This window comes from Spirillospora sp. NPDC047279 (genome assembly GCF_040643285.1).
Taxonomy (GTDB): Bacteria; Actinomycetota; Actinomycetes; order Streptosporangiales; family Streptosporangiaceae; genus Spirillospora.
In genome coordinates this window covers 530,346-543,037 of the sequence record NZ_JBEYUA010000002.1, presented here as the reverse complement: position 1 = coordinate 543,037, position 12,692 = coordinate 530,346, and the positions used below count along the sequence as shown (strand labels likewise).

Below are 12,692 nucleotides of genomic sequence, written 5' to 3'. Positions count from 1 at the left end.
GCCTCCCCCCGAAAAAGCCTCAACGGAGGAGATCGATGTCCGACCCCCTGCTCGAAGCCGTACGTGCCGGCGCGTCCGAGAAGGAACTGCTGGACTGCGAGCTGCCCACCCGTTTCCGCGCCGCCTTCACCCTCAAGAACGAGGTGGGCATCTTCGAGGGCCAGACCGACAAGGACGTGCGCAAGTCACTGCACGTCGATGAGGTCGACATGCCCGAGCTGGCCCCGGACGAGGTCGTGGTCGCGGTCATGTCGGCGGCCATCAACTTCAACACCGTCTGGTCGGCGATCTTCGAACCGGTGCCGACGTTCGCGTTCCTGGAGAAGTTCGGCCGTCAGGGCTGGCACGGCGCGCGGCACGACCTGCCGTACCACATCCTCGGCTCGGACGGCTCGGGCGTCGTCGTCCGCGTCGGCGCCGGCGTCAAGAGCTGGAAGGTCGGCGACCGCGTCGTCCTGTCCCCGTCGTACGTCGACGAGGAGGACCACGGCTCCTACGACGACGGCATGATGAGCGAGAGCCAGCTGGCCTGGGGCTTCGAGACCAACTTCGGCTCCCTGGGCGAGTACTGCATCGCCAAGGCCAACCAGCTCATCCGCAAGCCCAAGCACCTCACGTGGGAGGAGTCGGCGTCCAACACGCTGTGCGCCGCCACCGCCTACCGCATGCTGGTCGGCACCCACGGCGCCCGCATGAAGCAGGGCGACGTCGTGCTGATCTGGGGCGCCACCGGCGGCCTCGGCTCGTACGCCACCCAGCTCGTCAAGAACGGCGGCGGCATCCCGGTCGCGGTCGTCTCCTCCGACGAGAAGGCCGACATCGTCCGGGCGCAGGGTTGCGACCACATCATCAACCGCAACGAGCTCAACCTCGGCGAGCAGGGCCTGCGGCACCCCAAGGCCGGGCGCGTGCTCGGTGAGGCCATCCGGCGGCTGGTCGGCGAGGACCCGGGCATCGTCTTCGAGTACCTCGGCCGCGAGACGTTCGGCGCCTCGGTCTACGTCGCCAAGCGCGGCGGCAAGATCGTCACCTGCGGCTCGTCCACGGGCTACAAGCACGAGTACGACAACCGTTTCCTGTGGATGCGCCTCAAGAGCATCATCGGCTCGCACGGCTTCAACTACCACGAGGCCGTCGAGATCAACCGGCTGATCAGCCTCGGCATGATCCACCCGACGCTCTCGAAGGTCTTCCCGCTCGACGATGCCGGCGAGGCCACCCGCGCGGTGCAGACCAACCAGCACATCGGCAAGGTCGCCGTGCTCTGCGGCGCCACCGCCGAGGGCCAGGGCGTCGACGACCCGGCCATGCGCGAGCGCATCGGCGAGGAGAGGTTCAACCTCTACCGTCGCTGAGCGCCCCTGGACGCGCCGGGCTGCGGCGGGTCGGCACGCGGAACCCTTCCCAAGCCGCCTCGCCGCAGCCCGGCGTTCGGCGTCCGGGCGTTCAGGCCCCCAGTGCTCGGGCCTTCAGCGTTCGGCCGTCGGCGTCAGGGCTCCAGGGACTTGCGCTCGGCGCCGGCGTGCTCGCGGGCACCCTCTCCGTCTCCGTGCCCATTGCCGTGCCCATTGCCGTGCCCATTGCCGTGCCCATTGCCGTGCCCATCGCCGTGACCGTCGCCGGGCGTCGGCGGCTCGGCGAGGTCGGCGAGGAAGTGCCGGTTGAGGGCGGAACGGACCCGGCCGAGCCGGCCGCGCACCTCCGGGGCCTCGACGCCGTCACGTTCCGGACGTCCCACCGGCAGCGCGGGTCTCGGCCGCGGATCGAGGATCTCGGCGACCTCGTCGTCCGGAAGATGCCGTTCGACCTCGGTGTACTCGCCGTCCGGGCTCATCCGGATCACACCGGTCTCCAGCCCGTGCCCGACCAGGGCGAGGTCGCGGCGCTGGAGGCCCAGGCAGATCCGGTACGTGATCGCGTACGCCAGGATCGGCCCGAGGATGACGAGCCCGCGGAAGAACCACGTCGTCCAGAACAGCGGGATCTCGAACTTCTCGGCGATCACGTCGTTGCCGCCGGCCGCCCACAACCCGCCGTAGAAGACCACGCCCGCCATGCCGATGCCGGTGCGCGCGGGCACGTCGCGCGGGCGGTCGAGCAGGTGGTGGATCTGGCTGTCGCCGGTCACCCAGCGTTCCAGGAACGGGTAGACGGCCAGCCCGGTGAACAGGACGCCCGGGATCACCAGCGCGGGCACGATCACGCTCATCGGCAGCGTGTGGTCGAGGACGGTGATCTCCCACGCGGGCATGATCCGGAGCGAGCCCTCCAGCCAGCCCATGTACCAGTCGGGCTGGGAGCCCGAGCTGATCGCGCCCGGGTCGTAGGGGCCGAACATCCACACCGGGTTGATCTGGAAGAACGTGGCCAGCAGCGCCGTGACGCCGAAGACCCACAGGAAGTAGGCCGTCGTCTTGCCGATGAAGACCGGGTAGAACGGGCCGCCCTTGACCGTCGTGTTGGAGCTGCCCCTGCCCGGGAACTGGGTGTGCGTCTGCCGCCAGGTCAGGATCACCGCGTGCAGCGGGATGAGGGCGAGCAGGATCCCCGGGATCAGCAGGATGTGGATGACGTACAGCCGCGGGATGATCAGGTCGCCCGGGAACTCCCCGCCGAACAGGAACATCAGCGAGTACGTGCCGACCACCGGGATCGCCAGGATCACGCCCTCCAGGATGCGGATCCCGGTGCCCGAGAGCAGGTCGTCGGGCAGCGAGTAGCCGAACAGCCCGTTCAGCATGACCAGCATGAACAGCACGATCCCGATGAGCCAGTTGAGCTCGCGCGGCTTGCGGAACGCCCCGGTGAAGAAGTTGCGCAGCAGGTGGATGCAGATCGCCGCCATGAACAGGATCGTCGACCAGTGGTGGATCTGCCGCATGAGCAGGCCGCCGCGCACGTCGAAGGTGATGTGCAGGGTGGACGCGTACGCCTCGCTCATGCGCACGCCCCGCAGCGGCTCGTACGAGCCTTCGTAGATCACCTCGGTCATGCTGGGCTTGAAGAACAGGGTCAGGAACACCCCGGTCAGCAGGATGATCACGAACGAGTAGAGCGCGATCTCACCGAGCAGGAAGCTCCAGTGGTCGGGGAAGGCCTTGCGCATGGCCTTGCGGGCGAACGGGGCGCCGCCGAAGCGTTCGTCGATCGCGTTTCCGGTCGCGGCCACTGCCTTGGGCGGTCGCCGACTGGGGGTGGGCACCGCGGACCTCCCGCACTGGTGGCCCGAAACCGACCACCTACCGCATCGGTCGTTCGTCTAACCGACTACCAATGTCGCACTATGTGCCACTGGAGGCCAGAGGCCAGACATGTGGCATATCGTCATCCGGACCGTCCGAATCTGGTCGCACCTCGACCTAGACTTTGCGCCCAGGTGAGCAAAGGGACATGATTTTCACCACACAGTGCACGTAAGTAAGCAATTACCCCTTGTGTCCGGCGCAGTACGCGGGGGAGCGAGCGGTGGGGAGGCGCACGTGACGGACGACGCGACAGGGGCGGTCGGCAGGCCCTGGGCGGATCTTCCTCGTGAGCTCGCCGAGCACATGCGGCCGCACCTCGACGAGGTCGCGGACGACATGATCCAGGAGATCCAGTCGCGGGTGCGCGAGTACGACCGGCCCGGCGAGGGCCCGTACTCCAGCACGCTCCGGCTGGCGGTCGAGCGCGTTCTGCACTACTTCGTCGAGCGGGTGGCCGATCCCGGCGACCCGGAGTCCTCCGTGATCGACTTCTTCCGCGCCATCGGCCGCGGCGAGGCCGGCGAGGGGCGCAGCCTCGACGCGATGCAGACGGCGATGCGGGTCGGCGGCATGGTCGCCTGGCGGCGCATGGCCGAGGGCGCCACCGCCCTCGACGTACCGGCCAGCACGCTGGGCGTGGTCGGCGAGGCACTGATGCAGTTCCAGGACGAGCTGGCCGCGGCCGCCGCCGAGGGGTTCGCGCAGGCCAAGGCGGCGGTGGCGGGCGAGATGCAGCGCCGCCGCAAGCGCCTGCTCGACCTGCTCTTCGCCGATCCGCCCGCCGCGCCCGAGGCCATCGCCGACCTGGCCGCCGCCGCCCACTGGCCGGTGCCGCGCACCGTCGCGGCGGTCGCGCTCGGCCAGGACTCCCGGCAGCACAACGCCTTCCCGCCCGACATCCTCGCCGACCTCACCCGCCGCACGCCGAGCCTCATCGTCCCCGATCCCGACGGCCCCGGCCGCGCCAAGCTCGTCGACCGCGCCCTGTCCGGCTCGGTCGCCGTGGTCGGCCCGACCGTGCCGCTGACCGAGGCGGCACGTTCCATCCAGTGGGCGCGCAAGACGCTCGGCCTGGCCGAACGCGGCGTCATCGAGGCCTCCTCCGGCGTGATCCGCAGCGTCGAGCACATGTCCACACTGATCCTCTTCCAGGACGAGGAACTGATCACCTCGCTGGCCCGGCTGCGGCTGTCCCCGCTGTCGCACCTGCGCAGCAGCCAGCAGGACCGCCTGGCCGAGACGCTCCTGGCCTGGTTGCAGTCCGGCCGGAACGCCAACGAGGTCGCGATGCGGCTCCACGTCCACCCGCAGACGGTCCGCTACCGGCTGCGGCAGCTCGAAGAGCTCTTCGGCGACCAGCTGCTGGACCCCGACCTGCGCTTCGACCTGGAGATCGTGCTCCGCGCCCGGGCGCTGCTCAGCGACCGTCCCGGCGAGCAGATCATCCCGTCCACCCGGGAGGCGGTCGGCGACTCCGCCGAGATCGTCACGTTCCGCCGCTGAACCGGCCGTGCCGGACCTGGATCACCAGGCCCGGCACGGCGGCCGTCAGCAGCTCCGGGACGTGACCACCGGACGGCTTTCGAGGATCTCGCTCGCCCGGTGCCGCCCCAGGTTGGCGGCGCCCGCGGACCGGTCCTTCCTGAGCTGCGCGGCGATCCGGTCGAGCGCGCAGGACCGCTGCGGCTCCGGCAGCCGGTCGAGGGCCGGGACGGCGTCGGCCGACAACCCGCCGAGGTAGTAGACGTCGATCTTGCCGGTCTGCTCGAACCGGTCGACGTTGCGCTCGGCGATGAACGCGTCGGGGTTGATCGCGGCGAGCGCGAACAGCCCGGCGGCGCCGCTTGCGGCCACCGCCCGCGGCAGCCAGGACGCCTTGAGCTTCAGGCCGGCCGCCGCCACGAGCACGATGACCAGGCCGAGCCACAACTCGAACGCGTGCACCCACAACCGGAGCTGCGTCCAGCCGAACGTCTCCTCGTACAGGTAGAGGCGGCGCAGCGCCACCGCCACGACCACCAGGGTCAGCGTGCAGAGCGCACCGAGCAGCGTCCTGACCAGCATCCGGTCCCGCCGGCTCGCGATCGGCGCGTGCCGGACGGCGAACGCGACCACGACCAGCACGAGCACGGTCACGACGACGAGCTGGAAGAACCCCTGCCGGGCGTACTCGGCGTACGTCAGGCCCGTCGACGCCAGCAGCTTGTCCTTGTCCGCGGCGAGCAGCACGCTGCCCTGCAGCACGCAGAACGCCAGGAACAGCAGGTCGAGCGCCGCGATCGGCACCGCCCAGGCCCAGCGTCCGGCCCGCTTCGGCTTGCCGGGCGTCAGGACGCGCATCGGCGGCGGCGCCAGCACCAGGAAGACCAGGCCGAGCGCGACCAGGGCGGTGACGAAGGCCACGAACGCGCGTCCCACCATCGGCCCGAACGAGATCTCGGGCAGCAGGCCCTCCACCACGTCCCGGAACGCGGCGTCCGCCCCGGCGAAGAGCCCGCCGAAGACCAGCAGCAGCACCACGACGATCAGCGCCGTACGGGCGATCGGCCACGTCCTGCCCCGCCCGACCGTGACCGATCGGCCGATCCCGGAGGAGGTCCAGCCGACCATGCGGCCCATGGCCAGCGGCAGCGAGACACCGCCGCCCAGCACCTCGGGCCACGACCGCCCGCCCGCCGCCGCGTACGAGGCCGTCGGCGCCGCCAGCACCAGGCACAACGCCACGATCCACGGGGCGTCCCGGAACGCCGCCACCGAGACCAGCGCGAACGCGAGCACCCCGAACAGGACGCCGGTCCGGTTGAACCGCCCCTGGTGCAGCACCCGCCCCGACGACCAGGCCGCCGCGACCACGAGCACGGCCATGGCGAGCGCCACGACGACCAGGTTGACCCCCGGCGCCGGAAAGTCGCCGAGCACGACGGCCCCCACGGCGGCGACGGCGGCCACCCCGGCCTGGAGCCGCTGCGAGAACGGCCGCCCCGGCACCTTCCAGTCCAGAAAGAGCCGTTCCAACGCGATCGGCTCAGCCGTCGGCGGCACCTGCCACCCCGCCCGCGCATAGGGCGCCCCCGGCCCCGCAGGCCGAGCCCCCGGCGCAGCCCACCCTTCCGTGGACCCCCCAGCCACCCGCGCACCACCACCCTGCGCCGCACCAGCCAGTGCGGCACCAGCCGGTGCAGTGCTGCCCTGCGCGGGCCTGGGCTGTGCGGGCCACGCCCCTGCGGCGCTGCCCTGCGCAGAGCTGGCTTGTGCTGCGCGAGCTTGCGCGGCCCCAGTCGGCGCGGTGCTGCCCTGTGCGGCGCTGCCTTGCGCGGCGCTGCCTTGCGCGGCACCGGTCGGTACGGCGCTGGCTCGTGCGGGGCTGGCCTGTGCGGGGGCGCTGGCTTCTGCGGCGCTGCTTTTCGCGGGACTGGCCTGGGCGGCGCCGGGTTGTGGGGTGTCGGGGCCTGTCGTGTCGGCCTTTGCGGTGGCGCCGACCTTCGGACCCGCGGCGTCCGTAGCGCTGGCCTCCGTCGCACCCACGTTCACGGCGCTGGTCTTGGCCGCCCCCGCGCTCGCGGCGCCGGGCTTTGCAGCACCGGTCTCCGCCGGACCCGCGTTCGGGGTGCCCGGCTTCGCGGTGCCGGCCGCGCCCGCGCCCACGTTCGCGGTGCCAGCCTTGGCCGCGCCGGACCCTGCCGCGCCGGACCCCGCCCGGCTGGGCTCTGCGTCGGCGGTCCCGGCGTCATCTGCTTTGGCTGCGCCCGCGTTCGCTGTGTTGGGCTTCGGGGGGTCGGTCTTTGCCGGGTCGGCCTTCGGGGTGGCGGCTTCTGGGGGGTCGGGCTTTGCGGCGTTGGGCTCTGGGGGGCCGGGGGGTTCGGAGGGGGGTTTCTCGGGTGGTTGGCTCATGGGGTTCCTCCAGGGCTCGCGGGGATCACGACGCGGATCCTGCACCCGCGTTGGGAGTCGACGACGGAGATGTCGCCGCCGTGCAGATCGATGACCCAGCGGGCGATGGCCAGGCCGAGGCCCGTGCCGCCGTCCGGAGTGCCGACGCGGGCGCCGTGCGAGACGGCGCCGCGGTTGAAGCGTTCGAAGACCCGGGACCGCTCGCTGAGCGGGATGCCGGGCCCCTCGTCGGAGACCTCGATGACCAGGCCGCCGGCGGACGCGGGCCGGGCCTTGACGGTCACGGGGCCGCCGGGCGGGCTGTGGCGGGCGGCGTTGTCGAGCAGGTTGGCCAGCACCTGGTGCAGCCGGTCGCGGTCGGCGACGCCCTTGAGGCCGGGGGAGACGTCCAGGTCGAAGACCGTGTCCGGGTGCCCGGCGGCGGCCTCGGCGGCGACGTCCTCGACGAACGCGGCGACGTCCAGCGCGGAGAGGTCGAGCGTGATCGCGCCCGCCTCCACCCGGGAGAGGTCCAGGAGCTGGGTGACCAGCCGGCCGAGCCGTTCGGTCTGCTCGACCGCCGACTCCAGCACCTCCGGGGTCGCGGGCGTCACGCCGTCGGCGACGTTCTCCAGGACGGCGCGCAGCGCGCTGATCGGGGTGCGCAGCTCGTGCGACACGTTCGCCACGAACTCGCGGCGCTGGCGTTCGACGGCGGCCAGGTCGGCGGCCATGGTGTTGAACGCCTGCGCGAGCTCGCCGACCTCGTCCCGGGAGGACGTCTGGACGCGGCGGCTGTAGTCGCCGCGCGCCATGGCCCGGGCCGCGGCGGTCATCCCGCGCAGCGGCGCGGTCATCCCGTGCGCGATCAGCTGGGTCATGACGAGGGAGACCAGCACGCCGACCGGCATCGTCTCGCGGGCGCGGAAGCCCAGCCGGTACCCCCACAGGACGATGAGGACGGCGGTGACCACGCCCGCCGCCGCCACGATCCCGAACTTGACCTTGATGGAGCGCAGCGGGTCAAGGGGGCGCGGCAGCCGTGCCCACAGGCTGTGGAGAAGTTTCACGGCGAGCCCTCGAACGAGTAGCCGACACCGTGCACGGTGCGGATCAGGTCGGCGCCGAGCTTGCGGCGCAGCGCCTTGACGTGGCTGTCGACCACCCGCGTCCCCGACGCGTCGGCCCAGTCCCACACCTGCTCCAGCAGCAGCGAACGGGTGAGCACCGCGCCCTGGTTGCGGACGAGGCAGGCCAGCAGGTCGTACTCGGTCGGGGTGAGGTGCACCTCCCGGCCGTCCCGCCGGACCCGCCGCGCCTTCTGGTCGATCTCCAGCGGGCCGTGGCGCAGCACGACCGGCGCGGCGGCGGTCCCGGCCCGTTCGAACCGCCGCAGGACGGTCCGGACGCGTGCCACCAGCTCGCGCATGCTGAACGGTTTGGTGATGTAGTCGTCGGCGCCGACGCCCAGCCCGACGAGCAGGTCCGTCTCGTCGTCACGGGCGGTGAGCATCAGCACCGGGACGGCGCGTTCCGCCTGGACGCGGCGGCAGACCTCCAGTCCGTCGAAGCCGGGCAACATCACGTCCAGCACGACGAGGTCCGGCTCGTACTCGCGCGCCCGCTCGACGGCCGCCGGGCCGTCGCCGGCGATCTCCACGGCGAAGCCCTCGGCGGCCAGCCGGTCGGCGACGGCGCGCGCGATGGTCGGCTCGTCCTCGACGACGAGGATGCGCCGGGGCAAGGCCGCGGCGGGGGGAGGCGCCCCCTCGGGCTGCGTGTTCTCGGTCACGGCCCGACCTTAAGCGGGCGGTGTGGGTGGTCTGGGGGTGATTTGTGGCGGAACTGTGAAGATCGATGGGGCGGCGGCGGTCGACCGGTTCGATCAGGGACCGATCGTCCAGGTATGGACGGGCTCGTTGCTGTTCATACGCTCGATGTAACTGCGCGTCATCAGGCGCAACGCCTCGTGCCGTTCGGTGCCGAAGGAGTCCTCGATCGCCTGCACGGTGTCGATCTGCCAGGACGCCCCGGTGCGGCCGGTGACGCAACGGCGTTCGATGATGCCGAGCAGCCGGTCGCGGCGGGCCGGGTCGACGCCCCAGCGGTCCAGGCCCTCGTACGCCAGCGGCAGCAGCCTGCGCAGCACCAGCTCGGCGGCGGGCACGTCGCCCAGGCCGGGCCAGTAGAGGGTCGCGTCCATGCCGTCGCGGGCGGCCCGGTGCAGGTTGTCGGCCGCGGTCTGGAACGACATCCGGCTCCACACCGGCCGTTCGTCCTCCGCGAGCATGCGCAGCACGCCGTAGTAGAACGCGCCGTTGGCGATGATGTCGGCCACCGTCGGGCCGGCCGGCAGCACGCGGTTCTCGATGCGCAGGTGGGGGCGGCCGTCGACGACGGCGTAGATCGGACGGTTCCAGCGGTAGACGGTGCCGTTGTGCAGGGACAGCTCGCCCAGCTCCGGGACGCCGCCCTGGCTCAGCGTCTCGAGCGGGTCCTCGTCGTCGCACAGCGGCAGCAGCGCCGGGAAGTAGCGGGTGTTCTCCTCGAAGAGGTCGAAGACCGAGGTGATCCAGCGCTCGCCGAACCACACCCGCGGACGTACGCCCTGCGCCTTGAGCTCGTCCGGCCGGGTGTCGGTGGCCTGCTCGAACAGGGTGATGCGGGTCTCGTGCCAGAGCCGGTGGCCGAACAGGAACGGCGAGTTGGCCGCCAGCGCCACCTGCGGCCCGGCGATGGCCTGCGCCGCGTTCCAGTGGGCGCCGAAGTGCTCCGGGCTCACCTGAAGGTGGAACTGCACGCTCGTGCACGCCGCCTCGGGCGTGATGCAGTCGGCGTGCATGCTCAGCGGCTCGGAGCCCTCGATGTCGATGTGCAGCTCCTCGCCCCGGGCGGCGAAGATCTGCTCGTTGAGGAGCTTGTAGCGGGCGTTCGAGGAAAGGGTCTCCTCGCCGATGTCGGAACGCCGCAGGGTCGGCAGGATGCCGATCATGACGAGCGAGGCGCCCACCTCGTGCGCCGCCACCTCCGCCCGGTTGAGGTGTTCGCGGACCTCCAGCTCCAGCTCACCGGTGCCCTCGCCGCCGAGCTCGCGCGGCGGAATGTTGATCTCCAGGTTGAACTGGCCCAGCTCGGTAGCCCAGGCCGGGTCGGCGATCGCCTTCAGCACGTCCGCGTTGCGCATCAGGGGATCGCCCAGGCCGTCCACCAGGTTGAGCTCGATCTCCAGGCCGATGTGCGGCCGTTCGAACTCGAACTGCGACTCGCTCAGCATGCGGGCCAGCACGTCCAGGCAGGCCCTCACCTTGTCCCGATAGCGCCGCCGATCCTCCCCGCTGATGGCGACGGCCGCTACATCCCTGCCCATGCTCCGTCCCCTGCCATCCGGATGAAGTTCTACAAAACGGATGTCCCCCGGAGGGGGTGACGAAACCCTGGGCCGCGATTTCGCCGCATACCAAGGGGTACCTTGTGACGAGGCCCCCACCTCTCGTGACACTCTGTGATGGACCAAATCGAGGACAAGATCGCGTAGAGCAGGGGGATCAATGCGGCTGCGGCCCCGGTCGATCAGGGCACGGGACACGCTCGTCGCCGCCGTCCTGGCGGCACTGGTGCTCGGCGGCGTCGCCGTCGCGATCGACCTGGCCATCCGCAACGGCACCGAGGCCCGCATCCTCCAGGAGACGCAGCTCGCCGCCCGCCGCACCAGCGCCAGCGTCCGTGACGGAACGCTCGCCAGCCCCATCCCGGACGACTCCGGCGGCCGCATACTGATCCAGGTGGTCGGGCCCGGCGGCCACGTCCTCGACTCGACGCCCGCCGCCGCGCGCCGCGCGCCGCTCAGCACCCTCTGGCCGCCGGTCGGCGAACGTGTCCAGGACCGGGTGGAGTGCGACCGCGGCGGCTGCCGGCTCGTCGAGGCCATCCGGGTCACCACCGCCCCGGACTCGGTCGTCGTCTACGCCTCCAAGCCGATGCCCGCGTTCATCGTCTCGGGCCTGCTCGAGGTGCTGCTGAGCACCGCCGTGCTGATCCTCTCCGCGCTCGTCGCCTGGGTGACCTGGCGGGTCGTCGGCCGTACGCTGCGCCCGGTCGAGGAGATCCGCGCGCAGCTCGCCGAGATCAGCGGCAGCGACCTGACCCGGCGGGTCCCGGAGCCGACCGGCGAGGGCGAGATCGCCGAGCTGGCCCGCACCGCCAACCAGACGCTCGACCGGCTGGAACGCGCCGTCGAGCGGCAGCGCCAGTTCGCCTCCGACGCCTCGCACGAGCTCCGCACCCCGATCGCCGGGCTGCGGGCCAACCTCGAGGACGCCGCGATGCACCCGGACGACACCGACCTGGGCGAGACCGTCGAGTCGGCGCTCCGCGACACCGACCGGCTGGAGTCGATCGTCACCGACCTCCTCCTGCTGGCCCGCATCGGCACCGGCGGCACCACCGCGCAGGAGGAGATCGACCTCGCCGAGCTGGTCGGCGCCGAGGCCGGCCGCCGCGGCTCCCAGCTGATCGTCTGCACCCGGCTGGACCCGGGGACGACCGTGCGCGGCGTCCGCATGCAGCTCGTCCGGCTGCTGGGCAACCTGCTCGACAACGCCGAGCGGTACGCCGACAAGCGGGTCGAGGTCGAGGTGGTCGCCGGCGACGAGGCCGTCCTCAGCGTCACCGACGACGGCGCCGGGATCGACAGCGCCGACCGTGAGCGCGTCTTCGAACGTTTCACCCGCCTCGACAGCGCCCGCAGCCGCGGCGCCGGCGGCACCGGCCTGGGCCTGGCCATCGCCCGGGAGATCGCGCAGGCCCACGGCGGCCGCCTCGACCTCGAAGACTCCCCGCGCGGCGCCCGCTTCGTCCTGCGCCTCCCGCGGGAATGAAAAAGGGCCGCCCAGGCGGGCGGCCCCTTTTTCGGTTCGTTCAGGCGCGGACGGCCTGGACCTCGAGGCCGATCTCGACCTTGTCGCTGAGGAGGGCCTTGTCGCCCTTCAGCGGGATGTTGAACTCGATGCCCCAGTCCTTGCGGTTGATCGTGGTCTCGGCGGAGAAGCCGACGCGGGTGCCGCCCCACGGGTCCTCGCCGACACCGTTGAACTCGAGCTCGAGGGTGACCGGACGGGTCACGCCCTTGATGGTGAGCTCGCCGTCCAGGAGGTAGTCGTCGCCGTCGGCGCGCACGCCCTTGGTGACGAACGTCATGTTCGGGTGGTTCTCGACGTCCAGCACGTCGGCGGTCCGGACGTGGGCGTCGCGGTCGGCGTTGCGGGTGTCGATCGAGGCGAGCTTGATCTCCGCGGTCGCGGTGGACTCGGCGGGGTTCTCGGCGATCTCGATGGCGCCGGAGAACTCGGTGAAACTGCCACGTACCTTGGACATGAGGTGACGAATGGTGAACGTCACCTCAGAGTGGGAGGGGTCGATGTTCCAGGTGCCGACGGTCAGCTCCTGGGCGACGGTTGCGAGGCTCATGGGTTCTCCCAGTAGTGCTTGAAGTTTCAACCAACAGTCCGGGACATTAGTTTATTTTTCAAGCACTGTCAAGTCCCAGGATTGGCAACTACATACAGCGCGTACTGTTTG

Annotated in this window: 9 protein-coding genes; 3 read left to right on the top strand and 6 right to left on the bottom strand. The window is 71.4% G+C overall.

Annotation, left to right across the window (positions count from 1 at the left end; translation table 11 throughout):
* Nucleotides 1-35 precede the first annotated feature (35 nt).
* Nucleotides 36-1,355: a crotonyl-CoA carboxylase/reductase gene (gene ccrA / locus ABZ810_RS06680; protein WP_358400056.1), complete on the top strand. Its 1,320-nt coding sequence runs from the start codon at nt 36-38 to the stop codon at nt 1,353-1,355.
* Nucleotides 1,356-1,489: 134 nt separating this feature from the next.
* On the opposite strand, the gene ABZ810_RS06675 is transcribed toward ccrA, so the two are convergent.
* The gene (locus ABZ810_RS06675) at nt 1,490-3,202 is read right to left on the bottom strand and encodes a ubiquinol-cytochrome c reductase cytochrome b subunit (RefSeq protein WP_358400054.1); all 1,713 of its coding nucleotides are present in this window, start codon (nt 3,200-3,202) and stop codon (nt 1,490-1,492) included.
* A 277-nt stretch (nt 3,203-3,479) separates the two neighbouring features.
* Here ABZ810_RS06675 and ABZ810_RS06670 point away from each other — a divergent pair, with 277 nt between their 5' ends.
* Complete coding sequence (locus ABZ810_RS06670) at nt 3,480-4,748, top strand: helix-turn-helix domain-containing protein (protein WP_358400052.1); 1,269 nt, start codon at nt 3,480-3,482, stop codon at nt 4,746-4,748.
* A 45-nt stretch (nt 4,749-4,793) separates the two neighbouring features.
* On the opposite strand, the gene ABZ810_RS06665 is transcribed toward ABZ810_RS06670, so the two are convergent.
* The 4 genes from ABZ810_RS06665 to ABZ810_RS06650 form a co-directional block, all read right to left on the bottom strand.
* Nucleotides 4,794-6,287 (bottom strand): DUF4173 domain-containing protein, encoded by a 1,494-nt coding sequence (locus tag ABZ810_RS06665; RefSeq protein ID WP_358400050.1) that lies wholly within the window; start codon nt 6,285-6,287, stop codon nt 4,794-4,796.
* Nucleotides 6,288-7,132: 845 nt separating this feature from the next.
* Nucleotides 7,133-8,185, bottom strand: a complete 1,053-nt coding sequence (locus ABZ810_RS06660) for a HAMP domain-containing sensor histidine kinase (RefSeq protein WP_358400048.1) — start codon at nt 8,183-8,185, stop codon at nt 7,133-7,135.
* The gene (locus tag ABZ810_RS06655; protein WP_358400321.1) at nt 8,182-8,859 is read right to left on the bottom strand and encodes a response regulator transcription factor; all 678 of its coding nucleotides are present in this window, start codon (nt 8,857-8,859) and stop codon (nt 8,182-8,184) included. The genes ABZ810_RS06660 and ABZ810_RS06655 overlap by 4 nt, the downstream gene beginning before the upstream one ends.
* A 141-nt stretch (nt 8,860-9,000) precedes the next feature.
* Nucleotides 9,001-10,482 carry a glutamate--cysteine ligase gene (locus ABZ810_RS06650; protein WP_358400045.1) on the bottom strand — a complete coding sequence of 494 codons (1,482 nt, stop codon included), beginning with the start codon at nt 10,480-10,482 and terminating at the stop codon, nt 9,001-9,003.
* A 181-nt stretch (nt 10,483-10,663) separates the two neighbouring features.
* Between ABZ810_RS06650 and ABZ810_RS06645 the strand changes: the two genes are divergently transcribed.
* Nucleotides 10,664-11,992, top strand: a complete 1,329-nt coding sequence (locus ABZ810_RS06645; RefSeq protein WP_358400043.1) for a HAMP domain-containing sensor histidine kinase — start codon at nt 10,664-10,666, stop codon at nt 11,990-11,992.
* Between the two features lie 40 nt (nt 11,993-12,032).
* Here the strand turns inward: ABZ810_RS06645 and ABZ810_RS06640 are convergent, their stop codons facing one another.
* Nucleotides 12,033-12,581, bottom strand: a complete 549-nt coding sequence (locus ABZ810_RS06640) for a YceI family protein (RefSeq protein WP_358400040.1) — start codon at nt 12,579-12,581, stop codon at nt 12,033-12,035.
* Nucleotides 12,582-12,692: the final 111 nt, after the last annotated feature.

Excerpts from the sequence above, each read along its gene's own strand:
- ccrA (WP_358400056.1), top strand. The coding sequence starts at position 36 with ATGTCCGACCCCCTGCTCGAAGCCGTACGTGCCGGCGCGTCCGAGAAG.
- ABZ810_RS06650 (WP_358400045.1), bottom strand. The coding sequence starts at position 10,482 with ATGGGCAGGGATGTAGCGGCCGTCGCCATCAGCGGGGAGGATCGGCGG.
- ABZ810_RS06645 (WP_358400043.1), top strand. The coding sequence starts at position 10,664 with ATGCGGCTGCGGCCCCGGTCGATCAGGGCACGGGACACGCTCGTCGCC.
- ABZ810_RS06640 (WP_358400040.1), bottom strand. The coding sequence starts at position 12,581 with ATGAGCCTCGCAACCGTCGCCCAGGAGCTGACCGTCGGCACCTGGAAC.